Origin of the sequence: Microbacterium pratiae (genome assembly GCF_047302165.1) — a bacterium.
In the GTDB taxonomy this organism is placed as follows: domain Bacteria; phylum Actinomycetota; class Actinomycetes; order Actinomycetales; family Microbacteriaceae; genus Microbacterium.
In genome coordinates this window covers 1,494,774-1,518,947 of sequence record NZ_CP154843.1, presented here as the reverse complement: position 1 = coordinate 1,518,947, position 24,174 = coordinate 1,494,774, and the positions used below count along the sequence as shown (strand labels likewise).

The 24,174-nt window shown below is 69.5% G+C and carries 22 protein-coding genes and 2 tRNA genes; 6 read left to right on the top strand and 18 right to left on the bottom strand.

What is annotated here, in order from left to right:
- Window positions 1-132: 132 nt before the first annotated feature.
- The 3 genes from AA0Y20_RS07085 (at window position 133) to AA0Y20_RS07075 (ending at window position 4,099) form a co-directional block, all read left to right on the top strand.
- Window positions 133-1,788, top strand: a complete 1,656-nt coding sequence (locus AA0Y20_RS07085; protein WP_412938343.1) for an ABC transporter ATP-binding protein — start codon at window positions 133-135, stop codon at window positions 1,786-1,788.
- Window positions 1,789-1,834: 46 nt separating this feature from the next.
- Window positions 1,835-3,034: a pyridoxal phosphate-dependent aminotransferase gene (locus AA0Y20_RS07080; protein ID WP_412938341.1), complete on the top strand. Its 1,200-nt coding sequence runs from the start codon at window positions 1,835-1,837 to the stop codon at window positions 3,032-3,034.
- Window positions 3,035-3,211: 177 nt separating this feature from the next.
- Window positions 3,212-4,099, top strand: coding sequence for an endonuclease domain-containing protein (locus AA0Y20_RS07075; protein ID WP_412938340.1), 888 nt, complete (start codon window positions 3,212-3,214; stop codon window positions 4,097-4,099).
- Between the two features lie 113 nt (window positions 4,100-4,212).
- On the opposite strand, the gene AA0Y20_RS07070 is transcribed toward AA0Y20_RS07075, so the two are convergent.
- Genes AA0Y20_RS07070 through AA0Y20_RS07040 form a run of 7 tightly spaced genes read right to left on the bottom strand, consistent with a single transcriptional unit; the run spans window position 4,213 to window position 11,763 of the window.
- Window positions 4,213-5,349 carry a UDP-N-acetylmuramate dehydrogenase gene (locus AA0Y20_RS07070; protein ID WP_412938338.1) on the bottom strand — a complete coding sequence of 379 codons (1,137 nt, stop codon included), beginning with the start codon at window positions 5,347-5,349 and terminating at the stop codon, window positions 4,213-4,215.
- Between the two features lie 2 nt (window positions 5,350-5,351).
- Entirely contained in the window at window positions 5,352-5,759 is a 408-nt protein-coding gene (locus AA0Y20_RS07065) for a MaoC/PaaZ C-terminal domain-containing protein (protein WP_412938337.1), read from the bottom strand.
- Window positions 5,756-6,205: a MaoC family dehydratase N-terminal domain-containing protein gene (locus AA0Y20_RS07060; RefSeq protein ID WP_412938336.1), complete on the bottom strand. Its 450-nt coding sequence runs from the start codon at window positions 6,203-6,205 to the stop codon at window positions 5,756-5,758. The genes AA0Y20_RS07065 and AA0Y20_RS07060 overlap by 4 nt, the downstream gene beginning before the upstream one ends.
- 9 nt (window positions 6,206-6,214) lie before the next feature.
- Entirely contained in the window at window positions 6,215-7,054 is an 840-nt protein-coding gene (locus AA0Y20_RS07055) for a sulfite exporter TauE/SafE family protein (RefSeq protein ID WP_412938335.1), read from the bottom strand.
- Window positions 7,051-7,938 (bottom strand): DUF2510 domain-containing protein, encoded by an 888-nt coding sequence (locus tag AA0Y20_RS07050; RefSeq protein WP_412938334.1) that lies wholly within the window; start codon window positions 7,936-7,938, stop codon window positions 7,051-7,053. The genes AA0Y20_RS07055 and AA0Y20_RS07050 overlap by 4 nt, the downstream gene beginning before the upstream one ends.
- A 43-nt stretch (window positions 7,939-7,981) precedes the next feature.
- Window positions 7,982-10,039 carry an ABC transporter ATP-binding protein gene (locus AA0Y20_RS07045; RefSeq protein ID WP_412938332.1) on the bottom strand — a complete coding sequence of 686 codons (2,058 nt, stop codon included), beginning with the start codon at window positions 10,037-10,039 and terminating at the stop codon, window positions 7,982-7,984.
- Window positions 10,036-11,763, bottom strand: a complete 1,728-nt coding sequence (locus AA0Y20_RS07040; protein ID WP_412938331.1) for an ABC transporter ATP-binding protein — start codon at window positions 11,761-11,763, stop codon at window positions 10,036-10,038. The genes AA0Y20_RS07045 and AA0Y20_RS07040 overlap by 4 nt, the downstream gene beginning before the upstream one ends.
- Before the next feature lie 140 nt (window positions 11,764-11,903).
- On the opposite strand from AA0Y20_RS07040, the gene AA0Y20_RS07035 reads away from it, so the two are divergent.
- Window positions 11,904-12,599, top strand: coding sequence for a GTP pyrophosphokinase family protein (locus AA0Y20_RS07035; RefSeq protein WP_023952117.1), 696 nt, complete (start codon window positions 11,904-11,906; stop codon window positions 12,597-12,599).
- A gap of 24 nt (window positions 12,600-12,623) precedes the next feature.
- Here the strand turns inward: AA0Y20_RS07035 and AA0Y20_RS07030 are convergent, their stop codons facing one another.
- From AA0Y20_RS07030 to AA0Y20_RS07005, 6 genes are all read right to left on the bottom strand, one after another.
- Window positions 12,624-13,046, bottom strand: coding sequence for an organic hydroperoxide resistance protein (locus AA0Y20_RS07030; RefSeq protein ID WP_412938330.1), 423 nt, complete (start codon window positions 13,044-13,046; stop codon window positions 12,624-12,626).
- Complete coding sequence (locus tag AA0Y20_RS07025; RefSeq protein WP_412938329.1) at window positions 13,043-13,537, bottom strand: MarR family winged helix-turn-helix transcriptional regulator; 495 nt, start codon at window positions 13,535-13,537, stop codon at window positions 13,043-13,045. The genes AA0Y20_RS07030 and AA0Y20_RS07025 overlap by 4 nt, the downstream gene beginning before the upstream one ends.
- A 93-nt stretch (window positions 13,538-13,630) precedes the next feature.
- Window positions 13,631-14,527, bottom strand: coding sequence for an SDR family oxidoreductase (locus AA0Y20_RS07020; protein WP_412938328.1), 897 nt, complete (start codon window positions 14,525-14,527; stop codon window positions 13,631-13,633).
- A gap of 53 nt (window positions 14,528-14,580) precedes the next feature.
- Window positions 14,581-15,465, bottom strand: coding sequence for an SMP-30/gluconolactonase/LRE family protein (locus AA0Y20_RS07015; protein WP_412938327.1), 885 nt, complete (start codon window positions 15,463-15,465; stop codon window positions 14,581-14,583).
- Window positions 15,455-17,245, bottom strand: coding sequence for a glycoside hydrolase family 15 protein (locus AA0Y20_RS07010; RefSeq protein ID WP_413332333.1), 1,791 nt, complete (start codon window positions 17,243-17,245; stop codon window positions 15,455-15,457). Before AA0Y20_RS07010 ends, AA0Y20_RS07015 begins: the two co-directional genes overlap by 11 nt.
- Complete coding sequence (locus AA0Y20_RS07005; RefSeq protein WP_412938323.1) at window positions 17,242-17,601, bottom strand: sugar ABC transporter ATPase; 360 nt, start codon at window positions 17,599-17,601, stop codon at window positions 17,242-17,244. Before AA0Y20_RS07005 ends, AA0Y20_RS07010 begins: the two co-directional genes overlap by 4 nt.
- A 142-nt stretch (window positions 17,602-17,743) precedes the next feature.
- Here AA0Y20_RS07005 and AA0Y20_RS07000 point away from each other — a divergent pair, with 142 nt between their 5' ends.
- Both AA0Y20_RS07000 and AA0Y20_RS06995 read left to right on the top strand, forming a co-directional pair.
- Entirely contained in the window at window positions 17,744-18,664 is a 921-nt protein-coding gene (locus AA0Y20_RS07000; RefSeq protein WP_412938322.1) for a DUF368 domain-containing protein, read from the top strand.
- A 62-nt stretch (window positions 18,665-18,726) separates the two neighbouring features.
- A complete protein-coding gene (locus AA0Y20_RS06995) occupies window positions 18,727-20,046 on the top strand; it encodes a cytochrome P450 (protein WP_413332330.1) in 1,320 nt (439 codons plus the stop codon).
- 686 nt (window positions 20,047-20,732) lie between these two features.
- Here the strand turns inward: AA0Y20_RS06995 and AA0Y20_RS06990 are convergent.
- The 5 genes from AA0Y20_RS06990 to AA0Y20_RS06970 form a co-directional block, all read right to left on the bottom strand.
- Window positions 20,733-20,806 (bottom strand) — tRNA-Met (locus tag AA0Y20_RS06990).
- Between the two features lie 23 nt (window positions 20,807-20,829).
- A tRNA-Thr gene (locus AA0Y20_RS06985) sits at window positions 20,830-20,901 on the bottom strand.
- Between the two features lie 63 nt (window positions 20,902-20,964).
- Window positions 20,965-22,311: a M23 family metallopeptidase gene (locus AA0Y20_RS06980; RefSeq protein WP_412938320.1), complete on the bottom strand. Its 1,347-nt coding sequence runs from the start codon at window positions 22,309-22,311 to the stop codon at window positions 20,965-20,967.
- Window positions 22,312-22,447: 136 nt separating this feature from the next.
- Window positions 22,448-23,245: an inositol monophosphatase family protein gene (locus AA0Y20_RS06975; RefSeq protein WP_412938319.1), complete on the bottom strand. Its 798-nt coding sequence runs from the start codon at window positions 23,243-23,245 to the stop codon at window positions 22,448-22,450.
- Window positions 23,246-23,289: 44 nt separating this feature from the next.
- On the bottom strand, window positions 23,290-24,162 hold the full coding sequence (locus AA0Y20_RS06970) for a hypothetical protein (RefSeq protein ID WP_412938317.1): 873 nt from the start codon (window positions 24,160-24,162) through the stop codon (window positions 23,290-23,292).
- Window positions 24,163-24,174 lie beyond the last annotated feature (12 nt).

Genomic DNA, 24,174 nt, shown 5'->3' with positions numbered 1-24,174 from the left:
CACTCGTCGCTTCGGGGTGATGCAGCGACTCTGGCGCCAATCCGGCACAGCTGTCAAGAAAGCTGAGCGAATCCGGCAGATAGTTTTCATTCTTGAAACAAATGATGACGCCACAGGGGTAACAATGGGTGCGTGCAGAACATCGACCCCTCCCCCGCCCCCGTCCTGCGGGTGCGCGGACTGAAGATCGGCTTCCGCTCGGACGGGGCGGTGACGAGCGCGGTGGACGGCATCGACCTCGACGTGCGCCCCGGCGAGCTCGTCGCGCTGCTGGGCGAGTCCGGCTCCGGCAAGACGATCACCGCGCGAGCGATCATGGGCATCCACGACGCCGCCGCCGTCGTCACGGCCGACGAGATGCGCCTCGGCGGCACCGACCTGCTGACCCTCGACGAGGAACGGTTCCGCCGGCTGCGCGGGCCGCGCATGAGCATGGTCCTGCAGGACGCACTGTCGGCGCTCAACCCCGTGCTCACGATCGGCGACCAGGTCGGCGAGGTGTTCCGCGTGCACCGCAGGATGAGCCGTCGCGCCGCGCGGGCGCGCGCCGTCGAGCTGCTGGAGCTCGTCGGCATCCCGGCGGCAGCCGACCGTGTCGACGACTACCCGCACCAGTTCTCAGGAGGGATGCGGCAGCGCATCCTCATCGCGATGGCCATCGCACTTGAGCCCGAGCTGCTCATCGCCGACGAGCCGACGACCGCACTGGACGTGACGGTGCAGGCGCAGATCCTGCGCCTGCTGCACGACCTGCGGGAACGCCTCGGTATGGCGGTGCTGCTGATCACCCACGACATCGGCGTCGTCACCGAGGTGGCCGACCGGGTGGTCGTCATGCGCCACGGAGCGGTCGTCGAGTCCGGCGATGCCGACGAGGTCTTCTCCGCACCGCGCGAGCCCTACACCCGGGAACTGCTGGCCTCGGCTCCGCATCCCGCCCCGGCGCGCGTGCTCGACCCTGCGGCGCGCGATGAGGTCGTGCTCGAGGTCTCCGGGCTCCGACGCACCTTCCGGGTGGGGCCCACGTTCGCGCGACGCGCCGTCGCGGCGGTCGGCGGCGTCGATCTCGTCCTCCGCCGCGGGGAGACCCTCGGCATCGTCGGCGAATCGGGCAGCGGCAAGTCCACGCTCGCGCGGATGATCGTCGGCCTGGAGAGCAGCGACGCGGGAACGGTGATGTACCGCGGCGCCGACATCACCCGACGCACCCGCGGACGGCGCCCGCCCGCCCAGCCGGGCATCCAGATGGTCTTCCAGGACCCGTACGCCTCGCTCGACCCGCGCATGCGGGTGCGGGATGTGGTGGCCGAGCCGCTCGCGGTCGCGCGCACCGGGTCGGCGTCGGAGCGGCGCGACCGTGTCGCGGAGCTGCTCGAGCTCGTCGGCATGAAGCCCGACATGATGTACCGGTTCCCGCATCAGTTCTCCGGCGGGCAACGGCAGCGCATCGGCATCGCGCGATCTCTCATGCGCGACCCCGACATCCTCGTGTGCGACGAACCGGTGTCGGCGCTCGACGTCACCATCCAGGCGCAGGTCGTCGATCTCCTCGTCGAGCTGCAGGAACGCCTCGGGGTCGGCATCCTGTTCATCTCGCACGACCTGTCCGTCGTCCGCAATCTCGCTCACCGCGTGCTCGTGATGTATCGCGGCGAGTGCGTGGAGACGGGCGAGGTCGGACAGATCTTCGACCGACCGCAGCACGACTACACACGCAGCCTGCTCGCGTCCATCCCGCCCCTGACCCGCGCCGAGCGCGGCCGCCTCGTCGGGGCTCCGACTCGATGACCGTCATCCATCACCGGCGGACAGGCCCCGGCGCTACGCTCGGAGGGTGACCGAACGCGCACCGTTGTCCCGCAAGCTCTCCGCCATCGCCGAGTCGGCGACCCTCAAGGTCGACGCCAAGGCCAAGGCCCTGCAGGCCGCCGGCCGGCCCGTCATCTCGTACGCGGCTGGCGAGCCCGATTTCTCGACGCCGCAGTTCATCGTCGAGGCAGCTCAGCACGCCCTCGCCGACCCCGCGAACTACCGGTACACCCCGGCTGCCGGCCTCCCGGTGCTGCGCGAGGCGATCGCCGCCAAGACGCTGCGCGACTCGGGCCTCGAGGTGCAGCCCTCGCAGGTGATCGTGACCAACGGCGGCAAGCAGTCCGTGTACCAGGCCTTCCAGACCGTGGTGAACCCCGGCGACGAGGTGCTGCTGCCCGCGCCCTACTGGACCACTTACCCCGAGGCGATCGCTCTCGCCGACGGCATCCCGGTCGAGGTCTTCGCCGGCGCCGACCAGGAATACAAGGTCACCGTCGAGCAGCTCGAGGCCGCGCGCACCGAGCGCACCACCGTGCTGGTCTTCGTCTCGCCCTCGAACCCCACGGGCTCCGTCTACACGCCCGAGGAGACCGCGGCCATCGGCCAGTGGGCGCTCGAGCACGGCATCTGGGTCATCAGCGACGAGATCTACCAGAACCTCGTCTACGAAGGCGCCCGGGCCGTCTCGATCGTGGAGGCCGTGCCCGAGCTCGCCGGTCAGACGATCCTCGTCAACGGTGTCGCCAAGACCTATGCGATGACCGGATGGCGCGTCGGCTGGATGGTGGGTCCGTCCGACGCCATGAAGCTCGCAGGCAACCTGCAGTCGCACCTCAGCTCGAACGTCAACAACGTCGCGCAGCGCGCCGCCCTCGCCGCTCTCACCGGGCCGCAGGACGAGGCCGAGCAGATGCGGCTCGCGTTCGACCGCCGCCGCCGTCTGATCGTCGACGAGCTCGCGAAGATCCCCGGCGTCGAGGTTCCCAACCCCCTCGGGGCGTTCTACGTCTACCCCGACGTCACCGGCCTCCTCGGACGGTCGTGGGGCGGGGTCGAGGCGAACACGAGCCTCGAGCTCGCCGACCTCATCCTCGAGCAGGCCGAGGTCGCCGTGGTTCCCGGCGAGGCCTTCGGCCCCTCGGGCTACCTGCGCCTGTCATACGCGCTCGGCGACGACCAACTGCTCGAAGGCATCCAGCGCCTGCAGCGCCTGTTCTCCTGAGTCCCTCTTTCTCCCGTCGACTCGCCACAAAACGCGGATCAGGCAGCACCTGCATCCGCCGTTTGTGGCGAGTCGACGGGGTGAGGGGGGTTCTGCACAGGGGGATGAGGGGGCGGGATATCCCCGGGATGTGCAGCGGGGCGTCGACGCGGTCCTGAGGGGGCGGATGCTGGCGCGATGCGACGCGCCGCGCTTCCTGCAGACCTCCCCGCTGGCTTCCTCACCGAGATGGCCCGCGAGCTCGGCGTACCCGCCGGCCGGCTGCGGGCTCGTGATCTGACCCGGCCTCTCCACGGCGCTCGGGCGCGCGAGGCGCTGAGCGACCTCGACATGCTCAGGCTGATCGGCGAGCGCGTTCCCCCGCACGCCTTCTTCTGCGGACCCACCGCCGCCGCGGTGCATCGGATGCCGCTGCCTGCGCCCCTCCGAGACGCCGCGGCGACGCGTCCGCACCTCGCCGTCGCGCTTCCGGCCAACCGGGTCAGACGCCCCGAGGTGGTCGGTCGTGCATTGGCCGTGGAGCCGGACGACATCGTCGAGGTCGACGGCATCCGACTCACGACGGTCGAGCGCACATGGGTCGACCTCGGCGCATCCGTCTCGCTGGGCGCGCTCGTCGCCGCGGGCGACGCGCTCATCAGCCGGCACGACCCGCGCACGACCATCGACGCACTCGGCATCGCTCACGAGCGGGCGGGCCGCAGCCGGGGCGCGGTCCGCCGCGCCGAAGCCTTGCCCCTGCTCGACGACGGCGCGGAATCGCCGCGCGAGTCGGAACTGCGGGTGCTCCTCATACGGGCCGGGCTCCCCCGCCCCGAGACGAACGTCGTCATCCGCGACGGCTGGCGCTTCGTCGCGCGGGTCGATCTGCTGTACCGCGAGGCCCGGCTCGTCCTCGAGTACGACGGCGACTATCACCGCGACCTCTCGCAGTGGAGCCGAGATCAGTCACGACGTGCCGAGCTCGAGTCGCTCGGCTATCGGGTCACGGTCGTGACAGCCCGAGACTTCGACGATCCCGGTGCGCTCATCCGCCGCATCCGCCGTCTCCTGTCCGCCCGCTGACCCGCACCTCATTCCGTCGACTCGCCAGGAACTGCGGATGCCGGCATCCGATCATCCGCATTCTCTGGCGACTCGACGGGGGCGGGGGCGGGGGCGGGGGTGGGGGCGGGGGGCTAGAGCTCGACGCCGACCAGGACGGGCTCGGGCTGCAGGATGAGGCCGAACTCGGACTGGACGCGCTGCTGCACAAACCGCGCGAGCGCCGCGAGCTCCTCCGCCGTCGCACCGCCGCGGTTGGTGAGCGCGAGAGCGTGCTTGGTCGACAGGCCGGCACGCGAACCCGGCAGCGAGAACCCCTTGCCGATACCCGCGTGCTCGATGAGCCAGGCAGCGCTCACCTTGACGTCCGGCTCCGCTGCCCGACCCGTCGGCGAGATGCCGTAGTACTCGCTCAAGAGGATCACGCGATCAGTCACGGGGTCGGGTGCCACCGGCCACCGCGGACAGGCGTCGGGCAGCGTCCGGGCGAACGCGGCGGTGACGACCGCATTCTGGAAGAACGACCCGGCGCTCCACGTGTCGGGATCGGTGTCGTCGAGCACCATGCCCTTGCTAGCCCGCACCGAGAGCACGGTCTCGCGTACCCAGCGCAACGAAACCGTCGCCTCGGGATCGAGCCCGAGCGCCCCGCGCAGCTGCGGCCCGCGGACCACGAACTCGCCGTGTCCGACCTGGTCGAGCTCGAGAGTGATCGACAGGATGACCGCGGAACGCGCAGCCACCGATCCGTGGTGGTGCTTGAGCACGGAGGTGCGGAAACCGAGTCCCAGCTCGGATGCCGGCACGACGCTGACCTCGCCCGTCGACTCGTCGAGCAGCTCGACCTCGACGAGGGTCTGCACGACCTCCTGACCGTAGGCACCGATGTTCTGCACGGGTGCCGCTCCGGCGGTTCCCGGGATGCCGGACATGGCGGCGATGCCGCCGAGACCGGCCGCGACGGCGTACTCGACGAGCTCGTCCCACGAGTGCCCGGCCTGCACCTTCAGACGCGTGTACCCCGGGTGCGGCGACGGCACCTCTTCGATGCCGTTCGTCCGGACGGCGACGACGGTGCCGTCGAACGGCTCGTCGCCCACCAGGAGGTTCGAGCCTCCGCCGACGACGAGCCAGGGCTCGCCGGCCGCCCAGAGGTCGAGCATCGTCGCGACGAGCTCGTCGCTCGTGCGCGCCTCGACCATCCGGCCCGGCACGGCACCGGCACGCAGCGTCGTCAGCTCCGCGAGCGGCCGCGGTTCGATCTCGGCCACGGTCACTCGCTCGTGCGCACGCGCACCTGCGCCTTGCCGAGCACGACGGTGTCGGCATGGCTGACGGTCAGGTCGATGCGCGCAACTCCCTCATCGACCGCGCCGACCTTCGCGACGACGGTGAGGGTCGCACCGGTCTCCGCGTCGACCACGACGGGACGGGTGAACCGCACGCCGTACTCGACGATCCGGCCGCTGTCTCCGAGCCACTCGACGATCGTCTCGACGGCCAGCCCCATGGTCAGCATGCCGTGTGCCAGCACGCCCGGCAGTCCGACGCGAGCGGCCACATCGTCGCGATAGTGGATCGGGTTGAAGTCTCCGGACGCCCCCGCGTAGCGCACGAGCGACTCACGGGTGAGCTCGACGGTGCGTTCGGCCACGACGGCTCCGACAGTCAGATCGCTCATGCGTCCTCTCCCCCGACCAGCAGCACCGAGACAGCGGTCACGACGTGGTCGCCGGAGACGTCGCGGATGTCGGCTTCGCTCGTGACCATCGCCCCTTTGCCGAAAGCTCGGATGCCGGTCACCGTGAGCTGCGCGGTGAGCTCATCGCCCGCCACGATGGGACGCGAATAGCGGAAGCGCTGCTCGGCGTGGACCGTTCGCTCGAGGGCGATGCCGGAATCGGGCTCTCCGAGCAGCTGCTGCAGCGTGAGGTCCTGGATCACCATCGCGAAGGTCGGCGGCGCGACGACATCGGGGTAACCCAGCGCGCGTGCCGCTTCGGGGTCGGTGTGCTGCGGATCGGTCGCGAAAACGGCGCGAGCGAACTCGCGCACCTTCTCTCGACCCACGAGGTACGGAGCGGTCGGCGCGAAGGCGCGTTCGACCAGATCGGGGTTCACGGACACCGTCCGATCCTACCGTCGGGCCTCCGACGACAGCGCAGCCCGCTTCGCCGCCCGCGCCGCCCGGTGCGTCTTGACGGCACGCACCGCCATCTGCGAGGCGATGAAGGTGAGGAACGCGGCGAACAGGATGTTGGCCGTGAGCGGGTTCAGCAGGGTCGCGATCCAAGCGCCCACCGCCGTCGTGGTGCAGGCGGCGAGTCCGACGACGAGGGCCGCCAGCAGATCGACGTTGCGCCGACGGGCGTTGCCGACGGTGCCCGAGATCGCCGTCGGGATCATCATCAGAAGCGAGGTGCCCTTCGCGACCAGATCGCTCGTTCCGAAGAGGAACATCAGCGCCGGCACGACGATCACGCCGCCTCCCACGCCGAGGAGGCCCGCCATGATCCCGGTGAACAGCCCGAGTCCGGCGAGCCCGAAGCCGACGGGCCAGCTCAGCTCGAGCACCGCGTCGCGTGAGGGGACGACGATGAAGAGCGTGACGATGACCGCGATGAGGAAGCCCACGAACCCCCAGCGCAGCGCGTTCTGCGGGATCTTGGCCAGCAGCCAGCTTCCGATCTGCGCCCCGATCACCGCGCCCGCGGCCAGGATGATGGCCGGTATCCAGGCGACCGAGCCGGTGAGGGCGTAGGAGATGACGCCGACCGAGGCCGTGGGGACGATCGCAGCGAGAGACGTTCCGGCAGCCAGTCGTTGGTCGAACCCGAGCAGCAGCACGAGGAGCGGCACGATGACCGTTCCGCCGCCCACACCGAACAACCCCGACAGCAGGCCTGCCGCGAGACCGACCCCGGCGCAGGCCAGGTAGAACCGTGCGCTCCGGCGCGCACCCCGCTCCCCCGTCACTGCTCGACGTAATCGTCGATGAGCCAACCGGAACCGCCCGGGACGAGCGTGTAGAGCGCCGAGAAGCTGGCCGGGACGGGGTTGTCGAGCGGTGAGCCGGCGGCATCCGCCGTCTGCGTGAAGGTCTCGAGCGTCTGGACGTAGATCGTGTCGCCCTCGCGCGTCGTGGAGATGAAGCTCACCTCGTAGTCTTCGACCGAGTTGTTGAACTCGGTGGCCGCCTGGGCGAAGTCCGCGCAGTCGGAGAGCCCGCCGCTCGCGAGGAACTCGGGGGTGACGATGGCCTGGTAGGCGGCGCAGTCCATGTCGTCCCACGCGTCGTCGTAGGCATCGACGATGTCTTCGGCGGCGCGCAGATCCGCGCCCTGCACCGAACTCGTCCCGGGGCGATCGGCGCTCGGATCGAGGATGTCTGCGACGAAGCGAGGGATGAGGACGGCCGCGAGCACGATGAGGCCGACGAGCACGACGCCGAGCGCGACGAAGACGATCCAGAGCTTCGACCGGCGCGCGGGAGCAGCGACGGCGTCGCCGTCGGTTCCGGCCACCGCCGCTGTCGTCGGGTGGACACCGGGGTAGACCGGAGCAGGGCCCCCGGGAGCAGGCGGAATGGGCGGCAGCGCATCCGTCGGCGAGGCGGTGTCGGATGCCACGGGGCCCCGCTGACTCTCCACGATCGACGCCTCGGTCACCGCCGGGGGCTCCTCGGTCACCGCCGGGGGCTCCTCGGTCACCGCCGGGGGCTCCTGGGGCGCGGCCTCCGGCTGAGGGGCGGGCGCGGCTTCGACCGGCGCGTGAGTGTGCTCGGTCCACTGCGAGCCGTCCCACCACCTCAGTGAGCCGTGACCGTCGTCGTACCAGCCCGGAGGCGTCGAACCGCTCAACTCTGCCTACTCTCGCGTCGGGCGCAGATCCGCCTCGTTCAGACTACCGATCCGTCGAGACCGCCCGGCCGCCCGCCGTGCCATCGACGGCGTCGCGCTCGGCGACCTCCTCCGCCTGCTCCGTCGCCGCTTGCTCGAACTGCGACCGGTACAGACGCCAGTAGGCACCCTGAGCAGCGATCAGCTCGTCGTGCGCCCCCTTCTCGACGATGTCGCCGTGCTCCATCACGAGGATCAGATCGGCATCGCGAATGGTGGAGAGCCGGTGTGCGATGACGAACGAGGTGCGCCCGTCGCGGAGCGCCGACATCGCCTGCTGGAGCAGCAACTCGGTGCGCGTGTCGACCGAGCTCGTCGCTTCGTCGAGGATGAGCACCGCGGGCTGCGCCACGAACGCGCGCGCGATGGTGATGAGCTGCTTCTCGCCGGCCGACACGTTCGCGGCGTCCTCGTCGAGCACGGTGTCGTACCCGTCGGGCAACGAGTGCACGAACCGGTCGACGCGCGTCGCGATCGCCGCCTCGACGATCTCGTCGTCGGTCGCGCTCTCACGGCCGTAACGGATGTTGTCTCGGATGGTTCCGGCGAAGAGCCAGGGGTCTTGCAGCACCATGCCCGTGCGCGAGCGCACGTCGTCTCGCGACAGCTCGGAGATGTCCTGGCCGTCGAGCAGAATGCGGCCGCCGTCGAGCTCGTAGAAGCGCATGAGGAGGTTCACCAGCGTGGTCTTGCCCGCTCCCGTCGGCCCGACGATTGCGACCGTCTGCCCCGGCTCGACCCGGAACGTCAGGTCGGTGATGAGGGGCTTGTCGGGTGAGTAGGCGAAGCGGACATGCTCAAACTCGATGACGCCGCGGCCGCCGCGCACCGGCTCGGCGTCGGGCGCGTCGGGCTCCTGCTCGTCCTCGTCGAGCAGCTCGAACACGCGCTCGGCCGACGCCGTGCCCGACTGCACGACCGCAGCCATGCCGCCGAGCTCGGACAGCGGCTGGGTGAACTGCTGCGAATACTGGATGAAGGCCTGCACGTCGCCGAGCCGCAACTGACCCGAGGCGACCATCAGCCCGCCCAGCACCGCGATGCCGACGTAGGTGAGGTTTCCGATGAAGGTCATGCCCGGCATGATGAGGCCCGACAGGAACTGCGCCTTGAACGCAGCTTCGAACAGCTCGTCGTTCTCGGCGGCGAACTTCTCGCGCGCGTCGCGCTCGCGGCCGTAGACCCGGACGAGGGCGTGTCCCGAGAAGGACTCCTCGACGCGGGCGTTCAGGCGCCCGACCTTGCGCCACTGCACAGCGAAGGCCTTCTGCGACCGGGGTCCGATCACACCGAAGATCACCGCCATGAGCGGCAACGAGACGAGTGCCACGAGCGCGAGCTGCCACGAGATCGAGAACATCATGAAGAGCACACCGACGACCGTCAGCACGCTCGTGAGCGCGGTCGAGAGCGACTGCTGCATCGTCTGGGTGATGTTGTCGATGTCGTTCGTGACCCGAGAGATCAGTTCACCGCGCTGAACACGGTCGAAGTACGACAGCGGCAGCCGGTTGATCTTCGCCTCGACCGATTCGCGCAGGCGCCACATCGTGCGGACCATGATGATGTTGATGACGAAGCCCTGCAGCCACGTCAGCACCGCGGAACCGACATAGATGGCCAGGACGGTGACGACGACCCACTTCAGCCGGTCGAAGTCGACGCCGGCACCGACCTGGAAGTTCTGCATCGCGCCGACCAGGTTCGCGATATCGGTCTGGCCCGCCGCGTTGAGGGCGGCGACGACATCCTCTTGGCTCGTTCCCGCGGGGAACTGCGAGCCGAGGTTCGCCGAGACGACGCCCTCGAAGATCAGGTTGGTCGCGTCACCGAGGACGCGGGGCGCGAGGACCGCGAGGAGCACGCCGACCGCGCCGAGAACGGTCATGAGGCCGAAGACGAGCGCGTAGGGACGCAGCAGACCGATCATCCGCAGGAAGCTCGGCCCGAACTTCGCCGCCTTGCCCGGCGCGACGCTGTCCCAGCTGCCCGAGTTCTGGCGGGCCTGTTCCGCGAGTTCGAGCTCGGCCCGCTCCTCTTCGGTGAGGTTGTCGGCGCTCATGCGTCCACTCCCAGCTGCGATTCGACGATCTCGCGATACGTCTCGTTGGACTCGAGAAGCTCGTCGTGCGTGCCGAGACCCGCCATCCGCCCGTCGTCGAGGACGAGGATGCGGTCGGCGCCGGTCACGGTCGAGATCCGCTGGGCGACGACGATCTTGGTGACCTGCGGCAGCTCGCGCCACAGGGCCTCGCGCAGGCGTGCGTCCGTGGTCAGGTCGAGCGCCGAGAACGAGTCGTCGAAGACCAGGATGTCGGGGCGACGCACGATGGCCCGGGCGATGGCGAGTCGCTGACGCTGCCCGCCGGAGACGTTCGTTCCGCCCTGCGCGATGCGAGCGTCGAGGCCGCCTTCCATCTCGGCGACGAAGTCGCGGCCCTGCGCGATCTCGAGCGCCTGCCACAGCTCGTCGTCGGTCGCCTCCTCGCGGCCGAACCGCAGATTCGAGGCGACCGTGCCGGTGAACAGGAAGGCACGTTGCGGCACATAGCCGATGCCGCCCCAGAGGAGATCGAGGTCGGCCTGCCGCACGTCGACCCCGGCGACGGTGACGGCTCCTCCGGTGACGTCGAACAGCCGAGGTATCAACGAGACCAGTGTCGTCTTGCCCGAGCCCGTCGACCCGACCACGGCGACCGTCTCACCGGGCGCCGCGCGGAACGAGATTCCCTCGAGCACCGGCGAGTCCGCGCCCGGATAGGTGAACGAGACGTCGTCGAACACGACGGCGCCCGGTTCGGGGAACTCGCGCACCGGTGACGTGGGCCGCTCGAGGGCATCGTGCGAGGAGAGCACCTCGCCGATGCGGTCGGCCGACACGGCGGCTCGCGGGATCATGATCGTCATGAACGTCGCCATGAGCACGCCCATGAGGATCTGACCGACGTACTGCATGAAAGCGAAGAGCGTGCCGATCTGCACGTTGCCCTGATCGACCTGGATGCCGCCGAACCAGATGACGCCGACGACCGTGACGTTGAGCACGAGCATCGCCAGCGGGAACATCAGCACGAACAGCGACCCCACTTTGCGCCCGACGATCATGATGTCGGTGTTGGCTCCGCGGAAGCGTTGCTCCTCGATGCGCTCGCGAACGAAGGCCCGCACGACCCGAACGCCGGTGAGCTGCTCGCGCATGATGCGGTTGACGTTGTCGAGGCGGGTCTGGAACTGCCGGAACAAGGGCACCATACGGCCGATGATGAGCCCCGCGACGACGAGCAGGAGCGGCACGGCGACCCCGATGAGCCAGCTCAGTCCGACATCCTGCTGCAACGCCATGATGACGCCGCCGATCGCGAGCATGGGCGCGGTGACGAGCATCGTGGCGCCCATCATCGCGAGCATCTGCACCTGCTGCACGTCGTTCGTGTTGCGCGTGATGAGCGTGCCCGGGCCGAAGCGCGAGACCTCGCGCTCGGAGAATCCGCTCACCTTCTCGAACACGTCGCGTCGGATGTCGCGCCCCGCAGCCATCGCGGCACGCGCCGCGCACAGGGTCGCGACGACCGACGCGACGATCTGCCCGAGGGCGATGACGAGCATGATGGCGCCGCGTGACCAGATGTAGGCCGTGTCACCGCGGGCGACGCCGTTGTCGATGATGTCGGCGTTCAGACGAGGGAGGTACAGCGAGGCCATCGCCGAGCCGAACTGGAAGACCAGCACGCCCAGCAGGAGCCACCGATAGGTGCGCAGGTAGCGGAACAGGAGCTTGCCGAGCATGGATCTCCTTGAGCGAGTCGGCCGGACGGTTCATGCTAGCGCCGCCTTCCGACACGCACCGGGCGGCGGGGTTGCGCCTCCGGCGAACGACTGACGGTCTTCACAGCCGCCGCCGATGCCGCCTCTGTACCGTCGATCCCATGACGACCGGCAGCTCCGTGCCCCCGCTCTCGATCACCGACGGTCTGCAGAACTTCTCACCCCAGGAGCTGCGGAGCCTGCGCGACGAGTTCCAGCAGTTCCTCCTGGAGTACCGCTTCGGGATGCAGGAGATCGAGACGAAGCTGCAGATCCTGCGCGACGAGTTCCAGCAGTTGCACGACTACAACCCGATCGAGCATCTGTCGAGCCGGCTCAAGTCACCCGACGGCATCGTCGAGAAGGTCGTCCGGAAGGGCGTCGAGCCCGAGTTCGCGTCGATCCGCGAGCACATCACCGACATCGCCGGCGTGCGGGTGACCTGCAGCTTCACGCAGGACGCCTACCGGCTGTTCGATCTGCTCACGGCCCAGGACGACATCGAGGTGCGGACCGTCAAGGACTACATCGCCGAGCCCAAGCCCAACGGCTACAAGAGCCTGCACGCGATCGTCGAGGTACCCGTCTTCCTCTCCACGGGACGCATCACCGTTCCCGTCGAGGTGCAGTTCCGCACCATCGCGATGGACTTCTGGGCGAGCCTCGAGCACAAGATCTACTACAAGTTCGCCGCGAACGTGCCGGCGGAGCTGATCGCGGAGCTCAAGGACGCGGCCGAGACGGCCGCCGAGCTCGACGCGAAGATGGAGAGGCTGCACCGCGAGGTGCGGCACCGTCCCCGCGTCGTTCGCATCTGAGCACGCGACGCGGGGACGCGATGGTCAGTCCTCCGAGACCGTGATCTCGACGGGGATGTTGCCGCGGGTCGCGTTCGAGTACGGGCAGACCTGGTGCGCGGCGTCGGCGAGATCCTGCGCGACGTCACGATCGACGCCGGGGAGCACGACCTCGAGCACGACGGAGAGCGAGAAGCCGCCGGCATCCGTCGGGTGGATCTGCACCTGCCCGCCGACGGCCGAGTCGGTCACGTCGATCTTCTTCGAGCGGGCCACCATCTGCAGGGCGGAGTGGAAGCAGGCGGCGTAGCCGGCGGCGAACAGCTGCTCGGGGTTCGAACCGTTGCCCGAGCCGCCCATCTCCTTCGGGATGGCCATCTCGAGGTCGACGCGACCGTCGGTGGTGCGGACGTGACCGTTGCGGCCGGCGCCCGTCGAGAGTGCTTCGGCGGTGTAGAGAGCGCTCATGCGTGCTCCTCCTTCATTTCCTTGTGGGTGGTGGTCTTCGCGGCGCGGGAAGCGACGCGCAGATCGGCGGTGGTGTCGCGCATCCCGTCAGCCAGCTCCGTGAGAGCGGCGATCAGCTGGCGGGCACCGTCGACCGACACGCCCATCCCCCCGGCTATGCAGGCGGGGACGTGAGCGAGGTCCGCCCGCAGCTCGCGGCCGCGGGTCGTGAGCGACACGGTCACGACCCGCTCGTCGGCGCTGTCGCGACCACGTTCGACGAGACCGTCGCGCGTCATCCGACGCAGGAGGGGCGACAGGGTGCCCGAGTCGAGGTCGAGTGCCTCGCCCAGATCGCTCACGCTGCGGCTGTCGCGGTTCCACAGCAGGACGAGCACGAGGTACTGCGGGTAGGTCAGCCCATGGGGCTCGAGGAGCGCCGCGTACGCCTTCGTCGTCGCTCGCGACGCGGCGTAGAGGGAGAAGCAGACCATGTGCTCCGTCGGTTCCATACATGCACTGTACACAACTAGGTTGTGCACAATCAATATGTCGAAGAAGTGCGCCGGCAGCCGAGGCCGCCGGCGCACGTCCTCACGCTGAGATCAGGGCGTGGGCATGCCGCCGTTGACGTTCAGCGTCTCCCCCGCCACATAGCTCGACTCCGCCGATGCGAGGAACACATACGCGGGCGCGAGCTCGGCCGGCTGGCCCATGCGTCCGAGCGGGGTCTCCTCGCCGAAGCTGTCGATCTTGTCCTGGGGCTGGCCGTCGCTCGGCTGCAGCGGAGTCCAGATCGGACCGGGCGCCACCGCGTTCACGCGGATCCCCTTCGGAGCGAGCTGCTGCGCAAGAGCCTTGGTGAACGTGTTGATCGTCGCCTTCGTCGAGGCGTAGTCCACGAGCGTCTCCGACGGCGAGTACGCCTGGATCGACGTGGTGTTGATGATCGACGCGCCCGCCGGCAGGTGCGGGAGCGCAGCCTTCGTGATCCAGAACATCGCGTAGACGTTGGTCTTGAAGGTGTCGTCGAACTGCTCGTCGGTCAGGTCCGCCAGCTCGTACTGGAAGATCTGCTTGCCGCCGTTGTTGACGAGGATGTCGATGCCCCCGAGCGCCGAGACAGTGTCGGCGACGAGCGAGCGGCAGTACTCCGGATCGCGCAGGTCGCCCGGAAGCTGCGCCACGGTCACACCGGCGTCCTTCAGGATGCCGGCGATGCGCTGCGCGTCCTCTTCCTCCTCGGGGAGGTACGAGATGGCGACGTCGGCACCCTCGCGGGCGAAGGCGATCGCCGTCGCGGCGCCGATCCCCGAGTCGCCGCCCGTGATGAGCGCCTTGCGCCCGGTCAGGCGGCCACTGCCGCGGTAGCTCTCCTCGCCGAGGTCGGCCTTCGGCGTGAGGTCGGCGTCGAGACCCGGCTCGTCCATCTGCTGCTTCTCGGGCTCGATGTCCGCATACAGCTCGGCGGGATTGGCGAAGGTGTACTGGTCACGAGACATGGCGTCTCCTTCCGTCGGTCTTCCTGGATGTGGTCTTCTCGCGAATCCGTCGATCAGGCGATCGACGGGGACCCGAACGTGTGGACGGGGCGGCCGGTCGCGCCCGGCGCGAGGCGGAGGATCCCACCCGACAGCGGATGCCGCTGCAGCTGCTCCTCGGTGAGGTTCTCCCGCGCGGACCCGACGAGGAGGACGTCGAGGTCGGGGCCGACGAACGCGACGGAGGTGATGTTGGGCGCGGGCATCGCGATCTCCGCGACGACGTCGCCGTCGGCGTCCCAGCGGGCAACCGCGCCCTCGCCGTACAGGCCGTTGAAGAACGAGCCGTCGGTTGCCCGAACCAGTCCGTCGCTCGCCCGTCCGACGAGGAAGGGCTCGAGCTCGCCGAGCTCGCCCGCGGGCCCGTACCCGGCGCGGTAGACCGTCGAGGTCGCGGTGTCGGTGATGTACATCGTGTGCCCGTCGTCGGACCACTCCATGCCGTTGGCGACGCCGTACCCGCCGCCGAGCACGCGGGTGCCGCCGTCGCGGTCGACCGACCACACCGCCGCATCGGGGTCGTCGGTCGTGAGTTCCATCGCGCCGACGACGAAACGACCGAAGGGATCGACCTTCCCCTCGTTCAGCCGCATCCCGTCGTGACGATGGGGCAGCTGCGCGAGGTCCCGCTCGATGCGTCCGTCCGCGTCGAGCAGGACGACCCGGTCCTTCAGCGCCGCGACGTAGCCGCCTCCGACGGCCGGCTGGACCGCAGAGAGCGGGGGCGGCAGCTCGACGACCCGGTCGTCACGGCCGTCGACAGCGCCGTCGAGGGGCCCGCGATGCAGGAGCCCCGCGGTGATGTCGACCCATACGACCTCGTCGGTGCGTTCATCCCACCAGATGCTCTCGACGAGCACAGCGCGGGTGTCGCGGAAGACCTCGATCTCATCGGCCACGAAGGGCCTCCTCGGGAACGACGTCGCGGATGGTGAGCACGGTCGCGATGAACGCGAGGTGGCTGAGGGCCTGCGGCGTATTGCCCCAGGCGGTTCCGTCCTGGGCGTCGATCATCTCGGCATAGATGCCGACGTCGTTCGCGAGGGCGACGAGCTGGTCGACCAGATCGAGGGCCTCGTCGTGCCGCCCGACGCAGGCGAGGGCCTCGGCCCGCCAGAAGGCGCAGGCGACGAACGTCTTCTCCTCTTCCGACACCCCGCTGTAGCGGTAGACCAGCGGGCCCGCTCCCAGTTCCGCCGTGATGGCGTCGATCGTCGTCGACATCCGCTCGCCGCGGTCGAAGCCGGTGGGGGCGTGCAGCAGCACAGAGGCGTCGAGCTCGTCCGACCCCGCGGAGAAGACGTAAGCAGACTTCGCGTCCGACCAGCAGTTCTCGTCGATCCAGAGCCGGATGCGCTCGCGCTCGGCCTTCCAGCGCTCGGCGCTTCCGGGGATCGCACCGCTCTCGGCGAGCGCGACGGCGTCATCGAGGGCCTTCCAGCACCCCATCTTGGACAAGGTGTAGTGCCGTTCCTCCGGCAGCTCCCACATGCCCGAGTCGGGGTTGCGCCAGAGGTCGCACGTCCGGTCGGCGACGCCCGCCAGCATCCGGCCCGTTCCGATGTCGAGCACGTTCCCCGCTTCGACGTAGGTGCGGCAGATGGCCATCAGGTCGCCGTAGACGCCGAGCTGAAGCTGCTCCCGCGCCGGGTTCCCGGTCACGACGGGCTGATTGCCGTGCCAACCGGGCACGGGGTACTCCTGAGCGTCGGGCACGAGCTCGCCGTTCAGCGTGTACATGACGTGCAGCTCGGGACCGTGCTCCCGGATGGTGCGAAGCATCCACGACAGCGCCGCGTGCGTCTCCTCGCGCAGCCCGAAGCGCACGAGCGCGTGCGCCGTGTACGCGAGGTCGCGTACCCACGCGTAGCGGTAGTCCCAGTTCTTGCCGCCCTCGGGGTTCTCGGGAAGCGACGTCGTCGCGGCTGCGGCGATCGCTCCGGTGGGGCTGAAGATGAGGAGCTTGAGGGCGAGTGCGCTGCGCTGGATCCGTTCCCGCCAGGGGCCTTCGTAGGAGAAGACCTCGGACCAGTGCCGCCAGTTCTCGATCGTGCGATCGATGCCGACGTCGACGTTGCGGGGGTCGGGAAGGTGCAGCGGCTCGTCGTGAGTGGCGGCGAGCGCGATCAGGTGACGCGAGCCCTCCGTCGCGGTGAAGGTGCCCGTCAGGTGAGGGCCGCTCGTGCCGTCGGGATCGGGGGCGTCGGGGCCGTGCTCGAAGCCCACGACGACGAGTGCGGTCTTCCCGCTGCGGATGATGTCGCCGTGCTGAGAGCGCTCGATCCACGGAGCCGCGGTCCGCAGCGATGTTCCGGGATGAATGCGCCAGGCCATGGGCACCGTGCCGTCGATTCCGTCGATGCGACGGGCCAGTTCCGCCCAGGGCATGCGCCCGGCGACGCCCGACACCATCGCGTCGGTCACCGTGACGGACCCGCGGGCGGTCGTGAACGTCGTCTCGAGCACGTTCGTGTCGGGGACGTACCGGCGCGACGTCTCGTGCTCCTCGGTGGGGGCGAGTTCGAGGCAACCGCCCGTCTCGCTGTCGAGCAGCCGGGCGAAGACCGGAGTGGAGGTGAGGTCGGGAAGCGGCAGCCAGTCGACGCTGCCGTCGAGGCCGATCAGCGCGACGGTGCGGCCGTCGCCGATCGGCGCATACGACTCGATTCCCGCGGTCACATGCCCTCGTCGGTGATGTCGCCTTCGCCGTCCTCGCCGAGCTCGGCGATGACGGGGTCGTCCCCCTGGGTCTCCGGCTGCTCGTAAGCGGTCGGCAGGTCCTCGGCGGGGATCTCGTCGTCGTCCGACGGGATGTGGGCGGGGTCGTCGCTCGTCGCGGTCGCCGTGTCGAGCTCGGCCGGGTCGACGCCGGCGTCGAGCGCCTCGTCGATCGCGTCGGTGCGATCCCACTCGCGCTGAGCGGGGTCGAGGTCGGGGTCGGCCACGCTGGTCGCATCGCCGTCGCGCAACGGCTGGATGCCGGCATCCTCGGCTGCGGCGGGGCGGGCGAGGTCGTCGTTGAATGCGTTGGACATGTCTCCACGATGCGGCCGGCGCGCGAATCCGTCGAGCCACTTGCACCGGGCACGGACGCGCGGTAACGGGGCCGGCCACGGTCCGCTCAGGCGGTCACCGGTAGCCTGGAACGCTCCGTCGTCGTTTTCTCGGAGGTCACCCATGCCCGTCGCACGAATGCTCCTGGATGCCGGTCGCGGCGCGCTCATCGGGACCGTCGAGATCATCCCCGGAGTCAGCGGCGGCACCGTCGCCCTCATCGTCGGGGTCTACGAAACACTCATCGACTCGGCCGGACATCTCGCCCGCGGTGTCGCACGTGTCGTCGCCGACGGCGTGCGCGGTCGCGGTCTGGCCCGCGCCCGCACCGAGTTCGCCGCCGTGCGCTGGTCGGTCGTTCTCCCGGTCGGGTTCGGCATGATCGCGGCCGTGCTCGCGGCTTCGGCTATTCTCGCTCCCCTCATCGAGGCCGAGCCGGTCGCATCCCGTGCTCTCTTCGCCGGCCTCATCCTGGCGTCGCTCGTCGTCCCGATCCGCATGGTCGGGGGCCGGTGGCGGCTGCGCGAATACGGCATAGCGACCGTCGGAGCCGTTGCCGGCTTCCTCCTGACGAGCCTCCCCCAGGTCGACCCCCTCGAGCCGCCGCTCCCGGTGGTCGCCCTCGCCGCGGCCTTCGCCGTGTGCGCGCTGGTCGTGCCCGGAGTCTCGGGCTCGTTCATCCTCCTGGCCGTCGGCATGTATGCGCCCACCCTCGCCGCCGTGAACGAGCGCGACCTCGTCTACCTCGGCGTCTTCATCCTCGGCGCGATGATCGGGCTCGGGCTCTTCGTGTCGGTCCTGCAGTGGCTGCTGGCCCACCGGCGGCGCGTCATGCTCGCGATGATGACAGGCCTGATGATCGGCTCGCTTCGCGCCCTGTGGCCGTGGCAGGAAGGCGGCGCGGTCCAGCCCCCGGGGCCGGATGCCGTGCCGGCGCTCCTTCTCGTCGTTCTCGGGGCGGCCGCCGTGGGCGGGGTGCTCCTCATCGAGTCCGCGGTGCTGCGTCGGGCGGCTCGCCGTCTCGAGTCCGGAGCCGCGGGCTAGCACACGTCAGCATGATCCGCCTCCCCCTCGGCTCCGCGGAATCGAGGTGTGAACGTGGATCCATGATGTCTTCGATCACCGCCGCTGCACGCACGCTGACCGACGACTCCCCGCAGCTGCTGCTACGCGGCTACGGGTTCGGCGAACGCATCTGGCGGCGAGTCCGTGCCGGCGCGCGTTCCGCACCCCTGGGCCTGCTCGGCGATCCGGCCATCTTCGTCCGGGGCGCCGAGGGCGTCGAGGTGTTCTACGACAAGGAGCGGGTGCGGCGCCACGGTGCGATGCCCGGGATCGTGCAGGAGACCCTCTTCGGGCACGGTTCCGTGCACAGCCTCGACGGCCGGGACCACCGGCACCGGAAGGCGACCTTCCTCGACATCGCCTACGAGGACGAGCAGGTCGAGCGTCTGCGTCCGCTTCTGGCCGCCGAATGGCAAGGCGAGCTCGACGACTGGTTCGCCGGTGGTGAGCGTTCCGCCTATGATGCGGCGGTGGGCGCTTTCGGCCGCGCGATCATGCGCTGGGCGGGACTTCCGGGCACCCCCGCAGCGAAGACGCGATGGGCGGCGCGCCTCGCGCAGATCGTCGACGGCTTCGGCGTCCCCTACTCCCCCGAGTACCTCCTCGCCTGGACCAATCGCCGTTGGTCCGACCGCCACACCCAGCACCTCATCGAGGCGGTCCGGGACGGCGATCTGCAGCCCGAGCCCGGAACGGCCCTGCACGCATGGGCGTGGCACCGAGACCGTGCCGGCGTGCTGCTGTCCGCCCGCCTCGCCGGCATCGAACTGCAGAACAGCATGCGTCCGATGATCGCCGTCGCACGGTTCGTGGCTTTCGCCGCCAAGGAACTCCACGACCGACCGGAGTGGCGCGAGCGCATCGCCGCCGAGACGGCCGAACGCGGGACACTCGACGGCGGACCACTCGCCGTCGCGTTCGCGCAGGAGATCCGCCGCACGGCTCCTTTCGTGCCGATGCTTCCGGCACGGGCCGTTGCCGACATCGAGCTCGATGGCCAGCGGGTCGCCGCGGGGGGCCGCGTCGTGCTCGACATCCTCGGCACCAACCTCGACGAGAGCTCCTGGGAGCGCTCCGACTCCTTCGCACCCGAACGCTTCATCGGGGTCGATGACTACGAGGCGCTGCCCGCCTTCATCCCTCACGGCGGCGCAGACGTCGCCTCGGGCCACCGCTGCCCCGGTGAGAAGCTTGCGATCGCCGGCCTCGCCACGGCCATCGCGGCGCTGAGCCATCCGGACGTGACGATCCTCGGCGCGGGTCTCGACGTGAACGAACGGCGGCTGCCGACCAAGCCCGCGTCGGGCGGGCGCGTCCGGGCGACGGGTGCCGGTGGGGGCTGCCCCTTCCACCGGCGCTGATCCGAGGCGGACGGGGTGATCCGAGGCGAGGCTCTGCCGAGCCCTTGTCCCCCGAAAGGCCGACTCGACGGACCGACCGCGAAGCCGTAGCGTCGATGACGTCGACGATCTTCCCCCCGGATCGTAGGGCGCCCCGCATCCTCGGATGTCGGGGCGTTCTGGTTTTCCGGGGCGGCCGGTTCGCGTGCTTCATCCGATCGGATGAAATCTTGCGGCGAACATCAGCACAAACAGAGGTCTCGGACTGGTCCATCGACGGCAGTTTTCGCCTCTTCACCAGGCTCTTTTGACGTGACCGAGCACGAACAGGGCGCGAGCGGATTTCCTGCCACACGAGGCAGGATCGTGACGTCGGGTGCGATCCAGCGCTGATGGGGAGCAGGGCGGGCCTGCTCGATCCCTCGGCCGCGAGTTAGGTCCTCGTCTCGCGTCCGACCTGCGCCCGGGGCTCTGGAGGGGCCCCGGGCGCCTTCTCGTGCCCGGACGCGCGGCTTTTCCGCATGCGTCCGCGGTCCCATTCACGACGGTTCGGTGACCTTCCGCCCACCCAAGCTGCGCGATCTCCTCAAGCCGGGTCAGCGAACGGAGGTGACTGTGGGTCCGCTTCCGGAGCGGTTATCGAAGCCGCTTCGACCGGCCACGCGGATACGACAAAACCCCCGGGTTTGGCCGGGGGTTGTCATCGGTAGCAGGAGCGGGGCTTGAACCCGCGACCTCACGATTATGAGTCGTGCGCTCTCACCAACTGAGCTACCCTGCCGCAACGCATCCGAGGATGCTGCGAGCCCCGAGTCAGGATTGAACTGACGACCCCTTCCTTACCATGGAAGTGCTCTGCCACTGAGCTATCGGGGCGTGCCACCCGCAAGCGGGCAACTAGAAGAGGATACCATCTCGGCGCCCTCAGACCGAATCAGGTCAGCGCTTCGTGTGCTCCTCGAGCCACGCGATCGGATCGGTCTGGGTCGTGCCGCCGAGCAGCACCTCGAGGTGCAGGTGAGCACCGGTCGACTTGCCGGTGCTGCCGACCTTTCCGATGATCTCACCGGGCTCGATCGTGTCGCCGACCTTCACCTTGAGCGAGCCGTACTGCATGTGCCCGTAACGGGTCGAGACGAGCTCGCCGTCGATGTTGTGATCGATGACGACGGTCACGCCGTAGTCGCCGCCCGCCTCGGTCGCGATACGCACGGTCCCCCCGGCGACGGCATGGATCTCCGCACCCGCGCCGGGCGTGAGGTCGACACCGCGGTGCGGACGGGAGAACTCCGACAGGTAAGAGACCGAGCCGAACTGCGCCGAGATCGGCACACCCACCGGGAACGGCCACTGGATGGCCGCGTTCGGGTCGTTGACCCAGGTGCCGGCGAAGTTCGTCACCCCCGAGTCGGCTGCGATCTCCGAGACGGACGTCACGTCGAACGTGTCGCTGCGGTCGAAGGTCACACCCGTGTTGGGCGAGGAGACGTAAGCCTGGATCTCTTCGGGCTCGACGGACGCCGACGAACGCGGCGCCTCCGCCGTGATGTCACGTCCGGTGTCACCCGAGGCGAAGACAGCAGCGGCGGGGCTCGTCAGGCCGACGGCGAGAAGACCGACGGCCGCGACGGCACTCATCGAGACGGATGCAGCGGCGACGCGCTTGCCCACACGACGCAGGCGTCCCGGGCGTGCGACAGTGACCTCTCGTGTGCGCTGCTGGCGCTCCGCGAGAGATTCCTCGGCCACCTGCACCGGCGTCTGTGCGGTGAAGGAGAACAGCCGCGCGGCGAACTCGAACTCGTCCACGTCGTGAGTGTCGGACGACGTGCGGGGCTCTTCCGTCGCGGTCGAGTCCGCGTCCACGGCATCCGTCGTCTCGCCCTTCGACGAGTCGACGGCGGCAGGGCCGAACGACTCACCCTGCGGCGCGGTGTGCTCAGGCGCCGGACGTGCACGACGACGACGAGAGGGGGTGACCAGGTCCGGACCGGCGTAAGCGTCACCGTCGACGACGGTGAGAACCATCTCGTCGGCCTCGGCGCGCGGCTCTTCCGCAGCGGCGGGGCTCTCCGCGTCGTCGCCCGGAGCGTCGGCAACGGTCGCAACGTCATCAGTCGCGATGTCGGCGACCTTCGCGGCCAGCTCGGCTTCGGCCGCCAACCGCCGCCACTGCGCGCGGGTCAGACCCGCGCCCTGCGTGAGACCGGTCGTCGTGGCCGACGAGTGATCCTCCGTCGAGGGTCGCGAGGACGCGGCCTCAGGAGGAGTGGTCTCAGAAGTCAAATCGCAGGCTCTCGCAAACAGCGCGCGCTCGTGCGCGGCGGAAACGTTCCGGGTGGTGTCCGGACTCCGGATCGGGTTCCGAAGATAACGAACGGGTAAACACTAACGTCTTACAGCTGGGAATGCGATCCACACGTCAGCTTGCGTGGAAAACCCGTTCGGCCAGTCGACTGTGGAGGGCTGGAGAGGCCGCGATCGTCATCGTGCGCCCGGGGCGCTCCCCCGGCATCCCGGTCACCACGCCCCCGGCCTCGGTCACGAGCAGGGCTCCAGCGGCGTGGTCCCACGGCTGCAGCCCACGCTCGACGTAGCCGTCGAGCCGGCCGGCGGCGACATACGCCAGATCGAGCGATGCAGCCCCGGCGCGACGGATATCCCGCGCGACGGGCATGATGCGTCCGAGCCGGGCGAGGTCTCCCGCGTGGGTGGCGGGGTCGTAGCCGAAGCCCGTCGCGAGGAGCGCACCGGCGTCGGTCGGCTCGGACACGGCGAGACGCACGTCTCCCAGCCATGCGCCGTCGCCTGCGGTCGCACGGAACATCTCGTCGACGGCCGGCGAGAAGACGGCCGCCGCGATCGCCTCCCACTGCTGCGGGTCGGGCTCGCCCTGAACGACCGCGATGCTCACGGCATAGTGCGGGATGCCGTAGGCGTAGTTGACGGTGCCGTCGATCGGATCCACGACCCAGGTCAGCCCGCTGGCGCCGCGCTCGGCCCCGGACTCCTCGCCGAGGAAGCCGTCGTCGGGCCGTGCCTGTGCGATGCGGTCGCGGATGAGGAGCTCGACCTCGCGATCAGCTTCCGTGACGATGTCGGCGAGCGCCGACTTCGTCGCGGCGATCGCGACTCCCTCGCTGCGGCGTCGGCGCGCGAGAGCACCCGCCTCGCGGGCGATGTCGACGGCCAGGTCTTCGAGCTCTCGGGCATCCACCATGCCTCCACGCTACGGGGTTCCGGGGCTCCCGGAACCCGCGGTGCTCAGCGGGGAGCGATCGGCTGGTCGGGCAGCGGCGGGGGCGGAGGGAAGTCCTGGTATCCCGGCTGCGAAGGAGCCTGCTGCGGCACCGGGGCCTGCTGCACCGGAGCCTGCTGCTGCACCGGAGCGTAACCCTGGGGGTAGGTGGGGCGCCCCGTGTAATACGCCTGCCAGTCGGGAGATCCGTCGGCGAGGACCGGGAGCGGCGTGCGACCGTCGGCGTAGGTCGGCCACGGGGCTTGAGCAGCCGGCCGCGGCGCGCGAGGCATCAACAGCGCGTTGACAAGCGGAACGAGGGCCGTGCCGACGGCGGCGAGGATCGTCAGCGCGACCACGACGCGCCAGTAGATCGGCAGGAAGTCGAACCACTCGCCACCCACGAGCGGAACGATCAGCATGACGGCGACGATCCCGAGGAAGGCGATCGTCGTGTAGGTCACGATCGACAGGAACGTCGTGGGGTTCCGCAGGTAGGCCTTCGTGAAGAGCCGCAGGTGCAGGAGCGCCAGCTGCAGGATGAGGAGCACGAGCAGGAAGCGCATGAAGCGCTCGTAGCCCCACCCGAAGCTCTCGGTCGGGGACGGCAGCCAGATCATCACGGCGCCGATGAGAAGGGCGATGACCCAGCTGCCCATGCTGGTCAGCGCGAACCAGGCGGGGCGACGACCGGCGAGGTGCGACTCGAGGATCGCGATGCCGGCGAATCCAGCGAGCAGCAGCACCGTCGTGAACGCTCGGGCGACGATCCCGGTACCCGAGCCCACCAGCACCCAGACGACGCAGACGATCGCCGCGGCGATGAGCGCGCCGATGGCGACCCAGATCGCGGCGCGCAGCAGCTTGCTCGATTCGGGAGACGTGATGGGCTTGCTCATCGACAGGGTTCC

Excerpts from the sequence above, each read along its gene's own strand:
- AA0Y20_RS07075 (WP_412938340.1), top strand. The coding sequence starts at position 3,212 with ATGCGACGCGCCGCGCTTCCTGCAGACCTCCCCGCTGGCTTCCTCACC.
- AA0Y20_RS07065 (WP_412938337.1), bottom strand. The coding sequence starts at position 5,759 with ATGAGCGATCTGACTGTCGGAGCCGTCGTGGCCGAACGCACCGTCGAG.
- AA0Y20_RS07045 (WP_412938332.1), bottom strand. The coding sequence starts at position 10,039 with ATGAGCGCCGACAACCTCACCGAAGAGGAGCGGGCCGAGCTCGAACTC.
- AA0Y20_RS07040 (WP_412938331.1), bottom strand. The coding sequence starts at position 11,763 with ATGCTCGGCAAGCTCCTGTTCCGCTACCTGCGCACCTATCGGTGGCTC.
- AA0Y20_RS07035 (WP_023952117.1), top strand. The coding sequence starts at position 11,904 with ATGACGACCGGCAGCTCCGTGCCCCCGCTCTCGATCACCGACGGTCTG.
- AA0Y20_RS07030 (WP_412938330.1), bottom strand. The coding sequence starts at position 13,046 with ATGAGCGCTCTCTACACCGCCGAAGCACTCTCGACGGGCGCCGGCCGC.
- AA0Y20_RS07025 (WP_412938329.1), bottom strand. The coding sequence starts at position 13,537 with ATGGAACCGACGGAGCACATGGTCTGCTTCTCCCTCTACGCCGCGTCG.
- AA0Y20_RS07020 (WP_412938328.1), bottom strand. The coding sequence starts at position 14,527 with ATGTCTCGTGACCAGTACACCTTCGCCAATCCCGCCGAGCTGTATGCG.
- AA0Y20_RS07005 (WP_412938323.1), bottom strand. The coding sequence starts at position 17,601 with ATGTCCAACGCATTCAACGACGACCTCGCCCGCCCCGCCGCAGCCGAG.
- AA0Y20_RS07000 (WP_412938322.1), top strand. The coding sequence starts at position 17,744 with ATGCCCGTCGCACGAATGCTCCTGGATGCCGGTCGCGGCGCGCTCATC.
- AA0Y20_RS06995 (WP_413332330.1), top strand. The coding sequence starts at position 18,727 with ATGATGTCTTCGATCACCGCCGCTGCACGCACGCTGACCGACGACTCC.
- AA0Y20_RS06975 (WP_412938319.1), bottom strand. The coding sequence starts at position 23,245 with ATGGTGGATGCCCGAGAGCTCGAAGACCTGGCCGTCGACATCGCCCGC.
- AA0Y20_RS06970 (WP_412938317.1), bottom strand. The coding sequence starts at position 24,162 with ATGAGCAAGCCCATCACGTCTCCCGAATCGAGCAAGCTGCTGCGCGCC.